General features: G+C 56.3%; 18 protein-coding genes. All 18 read left to right on the top strand.

What is annotated here, in order from left to right:
- A partial coding sequence (locus PAT3040_RS38050) for a hypothetical protein (RefSeq protein WP_219930290.1) occupies positions 1–189 on the top strand: 189 nt, incomplete at its 5' end.
- A gap of 297 nt (positions 190–486) precedes the next feature.
- Positions 487–2,034, top strand: a complete 1,548-nt coding sequence (locus PAT3040_RS15220; protein WP_108993407.1) for an ABC transporter ATP-binding protein — start codon at positions 487–489, stop codon at positions 2,032–2,034.
- Between the two features lie 6 nt (positions 2,035–2,040).
- Entirely contained in the window at positions 2,041–3,126 is a 1,086-nt protein-coding gene (locus PAT3040_RS15215; RefSeq protein WP_108993406.1) for an ABC transporter permease, read from the top strand.
- Between the two features lies 1 nt (position 3,127).
- Positions 3,128–4,081 carry an ABC transporter permease gene (locus tag PAT3040_RS15210; RefSeq protein WP_108993405.1) on the top strand — a complete coding sequence of 318 codons (954 nt, stop codon included), beginning with the start codon at positions 3,128–3,130 and terminating at the stop codon, positions 4,079–4,081.
- Between the two features lie 175 nt (positions 4,082–4,256).
- Positions 4,257–4,604, top strand: coding sequence for an ArsR/SmtB family transcription factor (locus PAT3040_RS15205; protein ID WP_108993404.1), 348 nt, complete (start codon positions 4,257–4,259; stop codon positions 4,602–4,604).
- 35 nt (positions 4,605–4,639) lie between these two features.
- Entirely contained in the window at positions 4,640–5,146 is a 507-nt protein-coding gene (locus tag PAT3040_RS15200; protein ID WP_087571600.1) for an SRPBCC family protein, read from the top strand.
- Between the two features lie 56 nt (positions 5,147–5,202).
- Entirely contained in the window at positions 5,203–5,595 is a 393-nt protein-coding gene (locus tag PAT3040_RS15195; RefSeq protein ID WP_087571601.1) for a VOC family protein, read from the top strand.
- Positions 5,596–6,238: 643 nt separating this feature from the next.
- The gene (gene nadA / locus PAT3040_RS15190; protein ID WP_087571602.1) at positions 6,239–7,177 is read left to right on the top strand and encodes a quinolinate synthase NadA; all 939 of its coding nucleotides are present in this window, start codon (positions 6,239–6,241) and stop codon (positions 7,175–7,177) included.
- Between the two features lie 120 nt (positions 7,178–7,297).
- Positions 7,298–8,911 carry an L-aspartate oxidase gene (gene nadB / locus PAT3040_RS15185; RefSeq protein ID WP_087571603.1) on the top strand — a complete coding sequence of 538 codons (1,614 nt, stop codon included), beginning with the start codon at positions 7,298–7,300 and terminating at the stop codon, positions 8,909–8,911.
- Positions 8,904–9,788 carry a carboxylating nicotinate-nucleotide diphosphorylase gene (gene nadC / locus PAT3040_RS15180; protein ID WP_108993403.1) on the top strand — a complete coding sequence of 295 codons (885 nt, stop codon included), beginning with the start codon at positions 8,904–8,906 and terminating at the stop codon, positions 9,786–9,788. The genes nadB and nadC overlap by 8 nt, the downstream gene beginning before the upstream one ends.
- On the top strand, positions 9,785–10,558 hold the full coding sequence (locus PAT3040_RS15175) for a type III pantothenate kinase (protein WP_108993402.1): 774 nt from the start codon (positions 9,785–9,787) through the stop codon (positions 10,556–10,558). The genes nadC and PAT3040_RS15175 overlap by 4 nt, the downstream gene beginning before the upstream one ends.
- Positions 10,559–10,560: 2 nt before the next feature.
- Positions 10,561–11,466, top strand: coding sequence for an Hsp33 family molecular chaperone HslO (gene hslO / locus PAT3040_RS15170; RefSeq protein ID WP_108993401.1), 906 nt, complete (start codon positions 10,561–10,563; stop codon positions 11,464–11,466).
- 17 nt (positions 11,467–11,483) lie between these two features.
- Positions 11,484–12,440, top strand: coding sequence for a peptidylprolyl isomerase (locus PAT3040_RS15165; protein WP_108993400.1), 957 nt, complete (start codon positions 11,484–11,486; stop codon positions 12,438–12,440).
- A 584-nt stretch (positions 12,441–13,024) separates the two neighbouring features.
- Entirely contained in the window at positions 13,025–13,963 is a 939-nt protein-coding gene (gene cysK, locus PAT3040_RS15160) for a cysteine synthase A (protein ID WP_087571608.1), read from the top strand.
- A gap of 213 nt (positions 13,964–14,176) precedes the next feature.
- Positions 14,177–15,748, top strand: a complete 1,572-nt coding sequence (locus PAT3040_RS15155) for an anthranilate synthase component I family protein (RefSeq protein WP_108993399.1) — start codon at positions 14,177–14,179, stop codon at positions 15,746–15,748.
- 59 nt (positions 15,749–15,807) lie between these two features.
- Positions 15,808–16,392: an aminodeoxychorismate/anthranilate synthase component II gene (pabA, locus tag PAT3040_RS15150; protein WP_087571610.1), complete on the top strand. Its 585-nt coding sequence runs from the start codon at positions 15,808–15,810 to the stop codon at positions 16,390–16,392.
- Positions 16,389–17,477: an aminotransferase class IV gene (locus PAT3040_RS15145; protein WP_108993398.1), complete on the top strand. Its 1,089-nt coding sequence runs from the start codon at positions 16,389–16,391 to the stop codon at positions 17,475–17,477. The genes pabA and PAT3040_RS15145 overlap by 4 nt, the downstream gene beginning before the upstream one ends.
- A 170-nt stretch (positions 17,478–17,647) precedes the next feature.
- On the top strand, positions 17,648–18,121 hold a 474-nt coding region (locus tag PAT3040_RS38675; RefSeq protein WP_258234987.1), incomplete at its 3' end, for a dihydropteroate synthase.

Genomic DNA, 18,121 nt, shown 5'->3' with positions numbered 1-18,121 from the left:
GCCTGCTGCGCTAGCAAGAACCGTATAGTTCGTTTGTCGAAGCAGCGAGACCGGCAAGAGCCGGGCTTGTGCCGTTTGCTTAAAGTGCTGTTCAAAAAGTTTTTCACTTTCGTGATTGTCGGGAAATACAGGAAAGAATGGTTTCTTGGGGCATGGGGGAAGAGGAAGCCAACCAATCGTATGGCCTAATCGGAAGTAACGGGAAAAGTTCCCCCTAATCTTAAAGAATCGAGCTTTCTGCTTGTCTTAAAGGGAAAAGTGCCCACTAATCTTGTGGGTTTTGCTCAATGTAGGGATTCGATCGAAATTAGAGGGAGGAAATCCCTCTAAAACCTGGAAAATGGCGAGAATGGGGCAATTAGAGGGAGCTTTTCCTCTTATCCAGGAAGAATGATGATCGCCCCGTATAGGAAGATGTTTTTCTTATCTCTTGACTGGAATACCAGGCATGCAGACATTATTTGTGGATCCCGGGAGTGATTAGGAATGGGTCAGAGCGGGGCAGTCGTACAGTTAAAGGGAATTACAAAACGATTTCCCGGACTGGTGGCAAACGATTCCATCGACTTGGAGCTGAAGAAAGGCGAGATCCATGCCTTGCTTGGGGAGAATGGCGCCGGCAAGTCGACGCTGATGAATATTCTGTTCGGCCTATATCAGCCGGACGAAGGGGAAATCTGGATTAACGGCGAGCGAACCGTCATTGACGGTGCCTCCAAGGCGATCGAGCTGGGCATTGGCATGGTGCATCAGCATTTCAAACTGGTACAACCGTTTACGGTAGCGGAGAATATCGTTCTCGGCGATGAACCTAAGAAAGGCTTGAAGATCGACTACAAGCTCGCGAATCAGAGGGTACGAGAGATCTCCGGGCGTTATGGATTGAAGGTAGATCCGCAAGTGCGGATTCAAAATATTACGGTAGGCATGCAGCAACGGGTAGAGATTCTGAAAACATTGTATCGCGGCGCGGAAATCGTCATCTTTGACGAACCGACGGCCGTGCTTACCGTGCAAGAGATCGAGGAGCTAATCCAAATTATTCGGAATCTGGCCGCGGAAGGCAAGTCCATCATCATCATCACGCACAAGCTCAAGGAAGTGATGGCGCTCGCGAACACCGTGACGGTCATCCGCCGCGGCAAAGTCGTCCGCACGCTGCCGACAAGCGGCACGAACGAACGGCAGCTGGCGGAGCTGATGGTCGGCCGCGACGTGTCGTTCGAGGTCGAGAAGTCGCAGGCGAAGCCTGGCGAGGTGGTGCTGGACATTCGGAATCTTCGGATGAAGGGCGATCAAGGCAAGCCGGCGCTGGACGGTACAACGTTGCAGGTGCGAGCGGGCGAAATTTTTGGCATCGCAGGGGTAGACGGCAACGGTCAGAGCGAACTGATCTATGCCATTACCGGCATGCGCAAGGTACAAGAAGGCAATGTGTTTCTTAACGGCTCGGATCTGACGAACAAGTCGCCGCGCGACATCTCCACGGCGGGCGTCGGCCATATCCCGGAGGATCGCCATAAGCATGGGCTGGTGCTGGACTTCTCTGTTAGCGAAAACATGATTCTGAACACGTACTTTCAGCCGGAATACGGCCGTTATGGTTTCGTGGACTTTAAGGCGATGGACAAGCTTGCGGCGGATCTCGTGGGCGAATACGACGTTCGGCTGTCAGGCATCCATACGGATGCAAGAGCGTTGTCCGGCGGCAATCAGCAGAAGGCTATTATCGGGCGGGAGCTGCACAAGGACCCCGACCTGATCATCGCGGTACAGCCGACGCGCGGTCTCGACATCGGCGCGATCGAATTCGTACATAATCGGCTCGTGGAGGCCCGAAATGGCGGCAAGGCCATCCTGCTCGTCTCCTTCGAGCTGGATGAGCTGTACGCGTTGTCTGACCGAATCGCGGTCATGTACGAAGGGAAGCTGGTCGGAGAGGTGGATGCAGACAACCGCAACGACGAAGAGCTCGGTCTGCTTATGTCGGGCAACACGGATACAGCCGGGATTCCGGGACAAAGGGGGAGCTAGCGGGATATGGACACGACCAAAAAAATATTCAACAAATCCTCGCTTCTCGTCCCGCTGGTCTCCATTGTACTGGGTCTGATTATTGGAGCGATCGCGATGCTGGCCGGCGGGTACAATCCCATTTTGGCTTATACCTCCCTCTTCGAAAGATTGTTCGGCAGCCCCTACCATATGGGCGAGGCGATTCGGGCCATCACGCCGCTTATCTTTACTGGCATCGCGGTAGCTTTTGCCTTTCGGACAGGACTGTTCAATATCGGGGTAGAGGGTCAATTCGTTATGGGAATGACAGGTGCGACGTTGATCGGGGTGCTCCTGGATTTGCCGTGGTACATTCATGGACCGCTCGCCATTGTGACGGGAGCCTTGTTCGGGGGATTATGGGCCGGTATTGTCGGCTTCCTTAAGGCGACGAGGGGCGTTAACGAGGTCATCTCGTCCATCATGTTGAATTGGACGGCGCTGTACCTTGCCAATTACATCGTTGCTGCATTTTTGCTGGAGCCGGGTCAACAGAAATCGAGGCCGATCCATGCCTCCGCGCTTATGCATATCGACTGGCTGATCGAGCTGATGGACAGGGCCAGAATGCACTGGGGCACCTTGATCGCCTTGCTTGGCGTAGGGGTGTTCTATCTGCTGCTCTGGCGTACGAAACAAGGCTACGAGCTGCGCGCGGTTGGCCATAATCCCGACGCGGCGCTGTATGCGGGGATGAACGTCAACCGGACGATCGTCAAATCGATGATGATCAGCGGCGTGTTCGCAGGTCTGGGCGGGGTATTCGAGGTGCTCGGCGTATTCGGAAATCAAACCATTATGGCAGCATCCCCGGGATACGGCTTCGACGGCATCGCGGTTGCGTTGCTCGGCGGCAATACGCCAGTCGGCGTGCTGCTCGCATCCATTCTGTTCGGCGGACTCAGCTACGGATCTTCCGGCATGAGCTTTGGCGCCGGCGTTCCTTCGGAGATCGTCCGTATCGTAATCGGTTCCGTTATTTTCTTTGTAGCCGCTCATGGCATCGTAAAATATATGCTGAAGCCGTTTATGCAGAAGCGCTCGGCGGACAAGCGGAAGGAGGCGGCTTGACATGGAGGTATGGGGTCAACTTATCAATACGACGCTGGTTTTCTCTACCGCGCTTATCTTCGCTGCCTTGGGAGGCATGTTCTCGGAGCGTTCCGGCGTTGTCAACATCGGCCTGGAGGGCTTGATGGTATCCGGCGCGTTCGCCGCCGCGGTTGCGACGTATTCGGCATCGGAGGCGGGCTTCGGAAGCGGTTCGCCTTGGATCGGATTGATCGCCGCCGTTGTCTACGGCGTGTTGTTTTCGCTTCTGCACGCGGTGGCAACTATTACATTTAAGTCGGATCAGACGGTCGTCGGCGTCGTCATTAACATCCTGGCTCTTGGCGTAGCGATCTACTTTACGCGCAGTCTGTATGATGGATCGGTGCAGACGCCCCAGCTATACGACGTATTTTCCAAGGTGTCGATTCCCTTGTTGTCAGACATCCCGATCCTCGGGGAAGGGTTTTTCCATGCGTACCCGACGACCTATATCGTGGCCATACTGGTCGCCGTCAGCTATTTCTTACTCTTTAAGACGCCGTTCGGACTGCGCCTGCGCGCTGTAGGGGAGCATCCCAGCTCCGCTGACACGGTCGGCATCAACGTATCCAGGTATCGCTACATTGGCGTTATGCTGAGCGGCGCGCTGGCCGGACTCGGGGGCGCAACGATTACGCTGACGACCACGAGCAGCTTCGCGTACAACACGATCTCCGGCCAAGGCTTCATTGCGCTCGCGGCGCTCATCTTCGGCAAGTGGAATCCGCTCGGACTTGCCGGAGCGGCCGTCTTCTTCGGCTTCGCGCAAGCGATCCGGAACTTCGCCCAGCTGTTCGACTGGTCGAAGAACATCCCAACGGAAGTGTTCTACATGCTGCCGTATGTCCTCACCTTGATCGTGCTCGCTGCCGCGGTCGGCCGTTCCAGCGCCCCGTCGGCGCTTGGACAGCCTTATGATCCGGCGAGGCGATGACTTCTTGAAACATACCGGACCTGAGCTGACCCTTGGTCTGGTTTTTTCTATTTTGAAGGCTGTGCATGCTGCGAAGAACTAAGAAGAAGCTGCCGCAAGAGTGCCGTTCAGGGTGCGACTCTTATATTCAACCAAATGGTTGACTAAAATAGGCGAAGGAAGTATACTTAACTACATGGTTGAATATCCGATAAACGAAGAACAGTTGGATCAAGTGTTTCATGCGCTGTCCGACCCGACACGCAGAGGTATGGTGCGTATGCTGGCGCAAGAGGAACGCACGGTGACGGAGCTTGCTGCTCCGTTCGACATGTCGCTGGCCGCGGCGTCCAAGCATATCAAGGTTTTGGAGCAAGCAGGTCTACTGCAGCGGACGGTGCATGGACGCACGCATACCTGCAAGCTGGATTCCAGGGTGCTGGCGCGGGCGACGCGGTATTTGCAGTTCTACGAGAGGTTTTGGAGTGCGCAGTTCGACACACTGGAGATGGAGCTCAACAAGGCGAAGGGCGAGGAACATTAAGTCGACCTACAGATAGAGGGGAGGGAATTGGGATCATGCACGAAACAAAGGAGGATCACGCATCTTATACGACGTTGACGATGGTTCGCCAGTTTGACGTCAAGCCGGAGCGGTTATTCGATGCCTGGATCAACCCGCAGATGATGCGCAAATGGCTGATGACTATGGAAGCGACAAACAAGGTGGCGACATGCGACCCTCGCGTGGGAGGCACGTGGGAAATCGTCGATGTCCGGGATGGCGTTGAGTACAGGGCGATTGGCGAGTACTTGGAGGTGGATCCTCCGCACAAGCTGGTGCTTACGTTTCGCATGCCGCAGTTCAACGATTCGGTGGACACATTGACGGTGAAGATCAAGCCGCTCGGCAAAGGCTGCGAGATGGTATTTACCCAAGTCATCCGCGTTCCGCATGAGGAAGGCTGGAGAGAGGCCGAGATTGCAAGGGCGATGCAGGAATATCACGATGGTTCGCAGCATGGCTGGAACCTGATGTTCGTAGGATTGCAGCAGCTTCTAATGGCTCAGGAGAACGAAGGTTAGTCTTCGAGCTGGAAAAACGCATACAAGTACTTAATCATAAAGAGGAGAGGTGCAACATGCAGAAAATTAATACGTTCTTGATGTTCGAGGGACAAGCAGAGGAAGCGATGAACTTCTACATATCTTTGTTCGAGGATTCCGAGGTGCTGAGCATGACCAAGTACGGTCCGGAAGGCCCGGGCCGCGAAGGATCGATCATACATGCTTCGTTTGCGCTGAAGGGTCAAACTTATATGTGCATCGACAGCCATGTTAAGCACGGATTCACGTTTACGCCGGCCATCTCTCTTTATGTCCACTGCGAATCGGAAGAGGAGATCGAAACGCTGTGCGGCAAGCTGCTTGATGGCGGAAGTGCGCTTATGCCGCTAGGGGAGTATGGCTTTAGCAAGAAATTTGCTTGGGTCAAGGATCGTTTTGGCGTTACCTGGCAGTTGAACCTGGCTTAATGTTATTGGAATGCCCGAATGAAGCAAACGCACTAGCTCGCAAAGAAGCTCGCCTCGCTGGCTGGCTTCTTTTTGCTTTTTTCCGTATGATCATTTGCAGGAGCTTGATTTGGACTTGCATAAGGAGCAATGCAACCTGAATGCCAGTAATCGGAAGCAATCAAAGCTTAATATCCATTAAATACTGCGCGAAGGCGATAATTGGGCTCCCAAGCGGCTCAGAACGCGTATTCCTCCATTGACATACCCCTCTGTCAAGTGTAAATTAAATCTTAATTACACAACCGTAACTGCTACTGTCTGGAACGATGGGGGTCGGCGCGGAATCCCGATGCATTTGGATACAGAGAAACAACGGGTCGGGAATGAAGAGTAAGCATGGCTACAATGATAAACCGCTTTTTGGGTCACACTAAAGGTAATGGAATCCCGTAGTTTGTGCATCAATTCACAAAGTTGGCGAAGACTCGGACAAATGACGTGGAGTACCGCATGAAGGAACGAGGACAGCCGCATCAAGATATAACTGGACGGAATGGGACGAGCGACGAGGAGTTTCGCTGCAGATGCCGAGAACATGGCGGCAGGGCGGATGCAAGAGCGCTGATGAGCCCATATCCCTCATAAGAGGAGAGGATCTAACGTGGAAGCACTGGCACTGGAACGCAAGGCGGAACAAAACCGCGAGCTGCGCGAGAAGCTGATGCAATTGAAGAAGGAACGCAACGCAATCATTCTTGCTCATTATTATCAACGCGACGAAATTCAGGAGGTGGCGGACTTCCGCGGCGACTCGTTCCTGCTGGCGCAGAAGGCTGCCCAGACGGACGCGGACGTCATTGTATTCTGCGGCGTGCACTTTATGGGCGAGAGCGCAAAGATTTTGGCGCCGAACAAGACGGTCATCATTCCCGACGAACGTGCGGGCTGCCCTATGGCGGATATGGTTAACGTCGACGGACTGCGCAAGCTAAAGGCTCAGCATCCCAATGCGAAGGTCGTCACGTACATCAACTCGTCGGCCGAGATCAAGGCGGAGACGGATATTTGCTGTACGTCGGCTAATGCCGTCAAGGTCGTCAATTCGGTGGAAGGCGACGAGGTGATCTGGGTACCGGACAAGAACCTCGGCCACTACGTGCAGCAAAACACCGACAAAAAGATGATCATCTGGGAAGGTTACTGCAACACGCACGATATGCTCACCGTCAAGGATGTCGAAGAGATGAAGGCGAAGTATCCGAACGCGCAATTCGTCGTGCATCCGGAGTGCCGTCCAGAGGTTGTCGAGCTGGGCGACTTCGTCGGCAGCACGACGGCGATCATCAAGTATTGCCGCGAGTCCGATTGCCAGGAGTTTATCGTCGGCACGGAAGACGGCACCGGCTACCAGCTGCGTCTGGACAGCCCCAACAAGACATTCCATTTTGCATCCAAATATTTGGTCTGCCCGAACATGAAGGTTAACAATTTGAAGAAGCTCGTGAAGTGTCTGGAGACGATGCAGCCTCAAATCTACGTGCCCCCTCATGTAGCGGAACAAGCCCGTCTGTCGCTCGAGCGCATGCTGCTGGTGAAGTAGCATGCGCTGCTCCCTTATTGGGGCAGTCGCGATAGTCCGGTCAGGTTAGGCAGCAGCACTCCGTAAGAGCAACATAGCAAGCCTGAAGCTTAGATGCACGCCAAATCAGGAGGAGCACACATGATTCCTAGATACCTCATCGACGTGGAGCTGGATACGCTGCCGGTCGTAGAGAAAGATGTCATTGTCATCGGGGCCGGCATTGCCGGTCTTTTTACCGCTATACGCTCGAGCGAACAGCATTCGGTGCTGATGATCACGAAGAAATCATTGCTTGACAGCAATACGCGCTACGCGCAAGGCGGCATCGCGGCCGTTATATCCGAGGACGATTCGCCGGCCTACCATCGGCAGGACACGCTGATCGCCGGAGCCGGCCTATGCGACGACGAAGCCGTCGACGTGCTGGTGCACGAAGGGCCTAAGGGCGTACGCAGCCTCATCAAAATGGGCACCCAGTTCGACCTCGAAAACGGCGAGTTCGCCTTGACCAAGGAAGGCGCTCACAGCCAGCGCCGCATCCTCCATGCCAACGGCGACGCGACCGGCTATGAGATTGTCCGCGCGCTCTCGGAGACGGCCATGTCGACGCCGGGCATCGAGGTATGGGACGATCATTTCGTTATCGACCTCGTGACGGAGGATGGCGTCTGCTGCGGCGCGATCGTGCAGAAGCCGAGCGGAGAGCGTTTGTTCGTGCGCGGCAAGGCGACTATTCTATGCTCCGGCGGCGCGGGTCAGTTATACCGCTACACGACGAATCCCGAAGTCGCGACCGGCGACGGCGTAGCTATGGCTTACCGCGCAGGCGCTTACATACGAGACCCCGAATTTATCCAGTTCCACCCCACTTCGCTCTGCTATCCCGGCGCGCCAAGGTTTCTGATCTCGGAAGCCGTTCGCGGCGAGGGAGCCGTCCTGCGGAATATCAGGGGCGAGCGTTTTATGCACAAATATCACGAGCAGCTGGAGCTTGCGCCGCGCGACGTCGTCGCCCGGGCGATCGTCAGCGAGATGGAGGAGACGCGTTCCACCTTCGTCTATATCGATATCACGCATGAATCGGCGGAGATGGTGAAACATCGCTTCCCTACGATCTACCAAACCTGTTTGACATACGGCCTCGATCTGACGTCCGACTGGATTCCCGTCGCTCCTGCGATGCACTATATGATGGGCGGAGTAAAGACGGATCTTAACGGCGAGACGAATATCAAGCGGCTCTTCGCCTGTGGCGAAGTGTCGTCGACGGGCGTGCACGGCGCGAACCGGCTGGCGAGCAACTCGCTCTCCGAGGCGATCGTCTACGGGCGCCGCATCATTAAGCGTATCGAGGAGCTGGGACCGAACGACGTCCAGCCAAAGGTCGTCAATAAGGTTGTCCGCAGCTCCGTCTCCATGCAAGCTGTGGTAGAGCGCCGACTGAAGCTGCAGAAGGTCATGGTCCGGTATGCGGGTTTGCGGCGCAATGAAAACGGCCTGCGCAAAGGTCTGGAGGAGCTGAAGCGGCAATTGCCGATCTTCCAGGCTACGTTGACGGAACGCGAGCAATACGAGTTCGCCAACTTGCTGACCTGCGCGCTTCTCACGACGGAAGCGGCGCTGCAGCGCGAGGAGAGCCGCGGCGCGCATTACAGGGAGGACTTCCCGGCGAAGGACGATCTTGTATGGCGCAAGCATACGATCCTACATCATACTCAAGGCATAACCGAGGAGCGAATAGAACATGTTTGAATGGACGACGGGCGGGTACGACGAAGCGCTGCGGACCCAGATTAGAAGCTGGCTGGCCGAAGACATCGGCAACGGCGATATTACGACCGAGACGACGATACCGGCCGATTCGCAGTCCAAGGCCGTGATCCACGTAAAGGAGAGCGGCATCATCGCGGGCATTCCGGTGGCGAAGCTTGTATTTGAGGTCGTCGATCCTTCCCTTGTCTTTACCGCGCTTGCCCGGGATGGGGACTCGGTGACAAAGGGAACGGTTATTATAGAGGTGGAAGGCAGCACGCACAGCCTGCTGACGGGGGAACGCCTGGCGCTGAACCTGATGCAGCGGCTGTCCGGCATCGCCACCAAGACGAATGCTTTCGTGCAGAAGCTGCAAGGACTTCCCGTACGTCTCGTGGACACTCGCAAAACAACTCCCGGCCACCGTCTGCTGGAGAAATACGCGGTTCGGGTAGGAGGCGGAGCCAACCATCGGTTCGGCCTATACGACGCCGTCATGATTAAGGACAACCATATCAAGGGCGCGGGCGGCATCACGGCAGCCGTACAGGCTTCGCGGAGCCGCATTCCGCATACGATGAAGATCGAAGTGGAGACGGAGTCGATCGCACAGGTCGAGGAGGCTCTGGCTTGCGGCGCGGACATCATCATGCTGGACAACATGGACAACGAACGAATGACAGAGGCGGTCAAGCTGATCAAAAGCCGCTCCCCGCATGTTATCGTCGAAGCGTCCGGCGGCGTGAATCTGGATACGATTCATGGCATCGCCGCATGCGGCGTTGACGTCATCTCCGTCGGCGGACTCACCTACTCGTTCAATGCGCTGGACATCAGTCTGGACCTGGGCGAGAAGAAGGGCGGTTCTTCGCAATGATTTTGGTCATCGACGTTGGCAACACTAACATCGTTATTGGCGTCTATAATGGTATGGAGCTGCTTCATCATTGGCGTCTCAGCACCAACCGCTCTGCCACCGTGGACGAGTATGGCATCAACATACACAATTTGTTCGGCTACGCGGGCATCAAGACGGATCAGATCGAGGGCGTCATTATCTCCTCCGTCGTTCCGCCGCTTATGCGCATGCTGGAGCAGCTGTGTCTCAAATACATGCGCAAGGCGCCGCTTATCGTGGGTCCCGGCGTAAAGACGGGGCTTAATATTCGGTACGAAAACCCGCGCGAGGTGGGGGCGGACCGAATCGTCAACTCCGTGGCCGGCATCGAGAAGTACGGCACGCCGCTTATCGTGGTGGATTTCGGCACGGCGACGACGTTCGACTACATCGACGAGGGTGGCAATTACCTCGGCGGCGCGATCGTGCCGGGCATCGGGATCTCGACGGAGGCGCTGTATCAGCGCGCCGCGAAGCTGCCGCGCATCGAGCTGGCGAAGCCGAAGAGCGTCATTGGACGCAATCCGGTGACGTCGATGCAGGCGGGCATTATTTTTGGCTATGCGGGGCAGGTTGACGGGATTGTGGGCAGAATCAAGGCCGAATTCGGCGTAAAGCCCAGAGTCATCGCGACGGGCGGATTGGCTGAGCTGATCGCCGCAGAATCGGATACAATAGAAGAAGTGGATCCTCTACTGACGTTGGAAGGTCTTCGCATTATCTACGAACGGAATCAGGAGGGGCAATAACAATGGAGCAAGGGCAATTGAACGACATTCTGGTGCGCGGAACGGCCTGGGACGGCAAAATTCGCGTGTTCGCCTGTCGGACGACCAATCTGGTGGAAGAGCTTCGCCGCAGACATGATACGTTCCCGACGGCTACGGCCGCGCTGGGCCGGACTTTATCCGTCGGCGCGATGATGGGCGCGATGCTCAAGGGCAAGGAGAAGCTGACGATTCAAGTAAAGGGCGACGGACCGATCGGACAAGTTGTCGTTGACGCGAATGCGGATGGCGAAGTGCGCGGCTATGTGGAGAATCCTCAGGCGCATCATGGCAGCAACGAACATGGCAAGCTCGACGTGGCAGGCGCGGTCGGCACGAGCGGTTATGTGCACATTACAAAGGATCTGGGGCTTAAGGAGCCGTATCGCGGCAGTGTTCCGATTATTTCGGGCGAGCTCGCGGAGGACTTCACCTATTATTTTGCCGTATCGGAGCAGACGCCTTCGGCGGTTGGCGTGGGCGTGCTGGTGGATACCGACAATTCTGTGCTTCATGCGGGCGGCTACATCGTACAACTGCTGCCGGGTCTAAGCGATGCGGAGATTACGCGTCTGGAACAAGCGATCGGGGTTATGCCGCCGGTCACGACGCTGCTGTCGCAAGGCGAGACGCCCGAAGGGCTGCTTAAGCGGGTAGTGGGCGAGGATGTCGTTATTCATAGCACGATGGATCTTGCCTTTAAGTGCCAATGCACCGCCGAGCGCGTGGAGCAGACGTTGATCAGTTTGGGGCAGCAGGAAATTCAGAGCATTATCGACGAAGACGGCCAAGCGGAAGTCGTCTGCCACTTCTGCAACGAGGCATTTACTTTTGGACAAGCGCAGCTGGAGCAGTTGTTGGAGCAGGCCAAACCTAAGCCAGTTCAATAACCGGAGGCCAGAAAACTATGAAAAGAGGAGAAGTGCTGAAGGCAGTCGTCATTCTGCAAGCGATCTGCTTGATTGCGCTGACGGGGGCCGTGCTGGTAAAGATGTTGCCGAATGCATTCGGCCGAGGGACGGACGTTGCTCCCCCCGTGGAGGACGGCGAGGGCCCGGAGGTCCTGCCGGGAGACGAGACGATCGCCTCGGTAGGCGGCAAGCCGATTACAAGGCGCCAACTGACCGAGGAGCTGTACAAGCAATACGGCGATGCCGTGCTTCGGACGCTGATGCTTCGCGAGGCGATGGGGTTGGAAGCGGCCAAGAAGGGCATCAAGGTAACGCAAGAGGAGATAGACCGCGAACTGGCATTGTCGGCCGAAGGGTACGAGAGCGAGGAGCGGTTTTTTACCGTTATGGAGGAGCAGCTGGGACTTCGCAGGGAGCAGGTCATGGAGGATATCCGCTACAGGCTGCTGCTCGAGGCTATTACTGCGGCTACGGTGACGGTGACGGACGAGGAGGCGCGACAATATATTGACGCGCATCCGGAGCGATTTGCGCCCAGGACGGAGTACCATCTGCGCTGGATTCTTACGGAGACGCGGCGGCAGAGCAATGATATTGTCGACAAGCTGACGGACGGCGATTCGTTCGAAGAGCTGGCGAAGGCGTACTCCATGGACGAGTTTACGCGCGATACGGGCGGCGATCTCGGTTTTATCGAGGCGGAGGATCCGTTCTACGACGGCGCGATGCTCGCCGAAGCCGGTCTGCTCTCTATCGGGGAGACGGCCGGCCCCATCGCGCTGGAGTCTGGCTTCGCCGTCATTCAGCTCATGGGAGCGAAGTCGACGGAGGTGCTCACAGGCGGGCTCTTGCTCGCCTCGGTGCGCAAACAGCTTGCGCTGGAGCGGGCGAAGCCGATGGCCGAGATGGAGCAGGAGCTGCTCGCCCGGCATGAGGCGGTTGTGATGAAGTAGCGAAGGGCGCGGCCGCTGGACGGTTGCGCCTTTTTGTCGTTTCAGGTGAGACGAGTATGAAAAATCATACAGAAGTGGTGCAGAAGCGGCGGATATGGTGCGATGAGTATGAAAAATCGTACACAAGTGGTGTGGTAGCGGTGGATATGGTGCGATGAGTATGAAAAATCATACACAAGTGGCGTAGTAGAGGCGAATATGGTGCGACGAGTATGAAAAATCATACACAAATGGTGCAGAAGCGGCGGATAGGGTGCGATGAGTATGAAATACACAAGTGGTGACTGCTCGGGTGAGTTGGCGGCGGTGCGGGAACAGTAATGTTGGTGTTGGAACGTAACTTCCGGCAGAGCTGATGTTATAGCATGCATGTACTCCATTCGTCGAATGCGGAGTTTGAGCAAGTTGGAGTAACCATGAAGTGTTTCCGTCCATCCGAGGGATGAAGGGGTTGTCTGTACCTGTGCGGTTCCTGGGCTGAAAAACGCCTGCAAAGTAGCTATTGACAACGGAAGCATGAGATTGTTAAGATGGAATAAGTATAATACCAACTATTTTAGTCGGATTAAGGAGGCTTTTCACTCATGGCAAGAATTGTGCAAAGCATTACAGAACTTATCGGCGATACACCACTGGTTCGTCTGAACCGCCTCGTACCTGAAGATAGCGCAGAAATATACGTGAAGCTGGAGTACCAGAACCCGGGAGCAAGCGTAAAGGACCGCATCGCGATCAGCATGATCGAAGTAGCGGAGCAAGAAGGCTTATTGAAGCCGGGCGACACGATCGTCGAGCCGACATCCGGCAACACGGGTATCGGTCTTGCTATGGTAGCGGCAGCTAAGGGCTACAAGGCTATTTTGGTTATGCCTGAGACGATGAGCCTTGAGCGCCGCAACCTGCTTCGCGCATACGGCGCGGAACTCGTGCTGACGCCAGGATCGGAAGGCATGAACGGCGCAGTTCGCAAGGCAGAAGAGCTGGTGAAGGAGAATGCGACATACTTCTTGCCGCAACAATTCAAGAACCAGGCGAACGTGAAGATTCACCGCGAGACGACGGGACCTGAGATCGTAGAAGCGATCAACTCCCTCGACGGCAAGCTTGACGCGTTTATCGCGGGTATTGGCACGGGCGGCACGATCTCTGGCGCAGGCGAAGTGCTTAAGCAGAACTTCGAAGGCATCAAGATCTATGCGGTAGAGCCTGCGGCTTCCCCGATCTTATCCGGCGGCACCCCCGGTCCGCATAAAATTCAAGGCATCGGCGCCAACTTCGTGCCGGACATTCTGAACCGCGAGATCTATGACGGCGTTCTTACTGTTGAGAACGAAGAAGCGTTCGAATACGCTCGTCGCGCGGCGAAAGAAGAAGGCATCCTTTGCGGCATCTCCTCCGGAGCGGCTATCAGCGCGGCGCTGAAAGTGGCAAAAGAGCTGGGTAAAGGCAAGCGCGTTGTCGCTATCGTTCCGAGCAACGGCGAACGTTACCTCAGCACGCCGCTGTTCAACTTCGAGAACTAAGACTACGCGATTCATGCAGCACGCATCCCATCATGAGGCATCCTGGCGGTATAGGGAGAAGGACCGATGACGGCGAGTGGCGAATTTGCATGACACAGCGCAACGAAATATACCGAAGTGCCTTTCATTCTGCGGAGTGGAAGGCGCTTTTCTTTTGCGGGCCGATTCGGTATACTAGGCGCTAACAAGAAAGAAGGACGGGGGGCGAAGGTGATGGTCACCGCTTGGGAAGAATGGCTTAGGTGGCGTGCCGAAGGGAAGTATACGACGTTGCCCTGCGTACTGGAGCTGCCTTATCAACCGCATGGCGGAGATATAATCGCTTCCTGGGAGGAAGTGTGGCAGGACGCATCGCCGTATGCGTTCGTACTGGAGAGCGGCAAGGTCGGCAGCTTCACTTATTTGGGAGCGCATCCCGATGGCGTTATTAGGGGAAAAGGTCTGGAAGCCGAGTCGATGACCTTTCTGTCGCTCGATGAGCAGGCCGCCCAGCGCAAGCACTGGAAGGGCAAGCCGCTGGACATCGTTCGTCAGTGGATGGGCGACAGCCGGGGTCCGCGTCTGGATCGGGGACCAAAGTGGTTGGGCGGCTGCGCGGGCTTCTGGAGTTACGACATCGTTCGCACCATCGAGAAGCTGCCCGAGGTCGCTGCAGACGACACGAATATTCCGGACTACTTGTTCATGCGGATGAATGAGCTCTGGGTTGTCGACCATGAGCGTTCCATAGTTTATTGCGTCGTCCATAGTCCGGTGGAGATCGATACCTCGGAGGAGGCGCTTCGCGAGGTGTACGATCGGTCTGTGTCCCGGACGGAAGGGATGGCCGATTATTGGCTGACTTGGTTCGAGGAAGAGAAGGCGACAGGTCGCGCGCAGGCTCTGCGTGAACGCCGGAAGGCGCTGCTGGAAAATGATTCGCTCCACATTAATATCGAAGAGCTGCAAGGGCTGAGCTCCCCTTTTACGAAGGATGCGTTTCAGGATGCCGTTCGCCGGATACAGGATTACATCGGGCAAGGGGATGTGTTCCAGGTAAATCTGTCCCAGCGGCAGAGCCGCAAGGTGGAGGCAGCGCCCGAGGAGCTGTACGAATGGCTGCGATTGTTTAATCCATCGCCGTATATGGGCTTTCTGCGTTGTCCCGATTTTCAGCTGGTATCCGCTTCGCCGGAGCTGCTGGTCGAGCTCGTGGACGGCCGGCTCGGTACGCGTCCAATCGCAGGCACCAGGCGCCGAGGGCGTACGGAAGAAGAGGATTTGCGTTTCGAGGAGGAGCTGCGCACGAACGAGAAGGAGATCGCCGAGCACATTATGCTCGTCGATCTGGAGCGCAACGATCTTGGACGTATCTCCAGGTACGGCACGGTAAAGGTAAAGGAGCTTATGGTCGTCGAACGTTATTCTCACGTGATGCATCTCGTTTCGCAGGTCGATGGTGAGCTTGCCGAGGGCAAGGATGCTTATGATGTCATTGCCGCGACATTTCCTGGCGGCACGATCACTGGAGCGCCGAAAATTCGAACGATGGAGATCATCGAGGAGCTGGAGCCCGTTCGCCGCGGTCCTTATACAGGATCGATGGGATGGATTGACTATAACGGAGATATGGAATTTAATATTATTATTAGAACGATGGCGGTGCAGGACGGGATTGTGCACATTCAAGCCGGAGCGGGCATCGTGATCGATTCCGATCCGGAACGCGAATATTACGAGTCTCTGAGCAAGGCCAAGGCGCTGTGGAAAGCAATCGAATACAGCGGCCGTTTCGCGGCGGAGTAGAGCAGAGCAAAGCAGTCGCATTCACGATGAGAAGAGAAGAGGACGAGGGGGAGACGAACATGATTTTGGTCATCGACAACTATGATTCGTTTACGTACAATCTGGTGCAGTATCTGGGAGAGCTGGGCGAGGAGATTGTGGTCAAACGGAATGACGAGATTGATCTGGCGGGCATCGAGGCGCTTCGTCCGGATCATATCCTGATCTCGCCGGGGCCGTGCTCTCCGAACGAGGCGGGCATTAGTCTGGCGCTGATCGAACGCTTTAAGGGGGTTATCCCGATTTTCGGCGTCTGTCTCGGACATCAATCCATAGGACAAGCGTTCGGCGGCGAAGTGGTGCGGGCGGAGAAGCTGATGCACGGCAAGACATCCTTGATCCATCATGATGGCCGAACGCTCTTTGAGGGCATGGAGTCTCCATTTACCGCGACGCGGTACCACTCGCTCATCGTGAAGCGGGAGACGTTGCCGGATTGCCTCGAGATTAGCGCGGAGACGGCCGAAGGCGAGATTATGGCGCTTCGTCACAAGGAGTATGCGATCGAGGGCGTGCAGTTCCATCCGGAATCCATCATTACGGATCACGGCCACGCGATGCTTCGCAACTTCCTGCGTCATACGGCCGGAACGCTGCAACGATGAAGATCTGGCTGAACGGTAGCATCGTAGATGGGGGAGAAGCCGTGATCTCGGTATATGATCACGGCTTTTTGTACGGGCTTGGGTTGTTCGAGACGTTCCGCACCTATGGCGGGAAGCCGTACTTGTTGGAACGGCACCTGGACAGGCTGTGCAGCGGTTGCATGGAGCTGGGTATTCCGTTCGCGATGAAGGCGGATGAGCTGCGTAGGGAAATAACGGCGCTGCTCGTTGCGAATGGACTAGCCGACGGCTACATTCGGCTGACCGTCAGTGCCGGTGTTGGCGAGCTGGGCTTGCCTGCGGGCGACTACAATGCCCCAACGGTGCTGATCCTTGCGAAGTCGCTGCCGCCTGCAGGGGCGGACGCGCTGCGCCGAGGCCGGGAGCTGCGACTGCTCCGTACGCGGAGGAACAGCCCCGAAGGTACGGTGCGGTTCAAGTCGCTACATTATATGAACAACATCATCGCCAAGCGGGAGATGCTGGGATTGATGCAGGAGCGGGAGCCGCAGTCATTCCATTTACAGCAACAGGTCGTGCAGCAGCCTGAAGGACCGAGTAACGATCAGAAGTGGCACCGTCCGGATCAAGTGCAGGAGTCGGGTAACGAGCGGAGTGCGGTGAGCGGACTAGGCCAAGAGCAGAGCAACGAGCAGAGTTTGGTGAGTGGTCGAGACCGGACCGTTCATGTAGCTTCGTTGCCGTCCCCTGGCGCGGAGGGGCTGATGCTGAGCCGGGACGGTTGGTTGACGGAAGGTATCGTGAGCAATCTGTTCTTCCTTCGTCAGGGCGTGATCTATACGCCTTGCATTGAGACGGGGATTTTGCCTGGCGTGACTCGAGCGCGTGTGATAGAACTGGCGCGTGATACGGGCTATGAGGTCGAGGAAGGCTTGTACACATGGGAGCAACTGCTTGAGGCGGAGGAAGTGTGGCTGACGAACTCCATTCAGGAGCTGGTGCCGGTAACGAGGCTCAGCGACTGGGACGGTCTGGAGCGCAAGGTCGGCATCGGCGAAGCGGGAGCCCTGACGCTGGAACTGCTGGACATGTATCGATCCGACACGGAAGCGGCAACACTGTAAGAATACGTAGCGGCAGACGCGGCAAGCCGATCGTGCGAGTGCCTACCCCCAGCGCTAGCACATCGGATCCTGGCGCTCGCCCAATGGCTAATGGACATGAATGGATAACTGGTGTATTCGGCCGATAGAAGTACGGAGAGTAACTGTAGCAGCAGGGAGGACGATAAGTGATGGACAGCAGGAATCAGACTGGTGGAGCGCGAGAGGTGCGGGGAGAAGATACAGAGGATAGACACGATGTCCAATTGACGGGCGCGAGCGATGTTGCTTTTGCGCCGATCTTTCGTAAGCGGAGCTACGACCTGGGCGGCGGCATACAGTTGTCGCTGGGAGATCGGACGTTGATCATGGGCATCTTGAACGCGACGCCGGACTCCTTTTCGGACGGCGGACGTTATATGGATGTGGAAGCAGCCGTGGCCCACGCCCGCAGCATGGTAGAGCAAGGCGCCGACATTCTCGACATCGGCGGCGAATCGACCAGGCCGGGCTTCGACACCGTCAGCGCCGAAGAAGAAATTCGTCGCGTCGTGCCGGTTATTGCCGCAGTGCGCGCTGCACTGCCGCATATTCCGTTGTCGATCGACACGTATAAGGCATCGACCGCCCGCGCCGCGCTGGAAGCCGGCGCGCATATCATCAAC

This window comes from Paenibacillus agaridevorans (assembly GCF_003112455.1).
Taxonomy (GTDB): domain Bacteria; phylum Bacillota; class Bacilli; order Paenibacillales; family Paenibacillaceae; genus Pristimantibacillus; species Pristimantibacillus agaridevorans.
The sequence above is the reverse complement of the archived record's forward strand: the minus strand, read 5'-3'. Positions and strand labels throughout refer to the sequence as shown.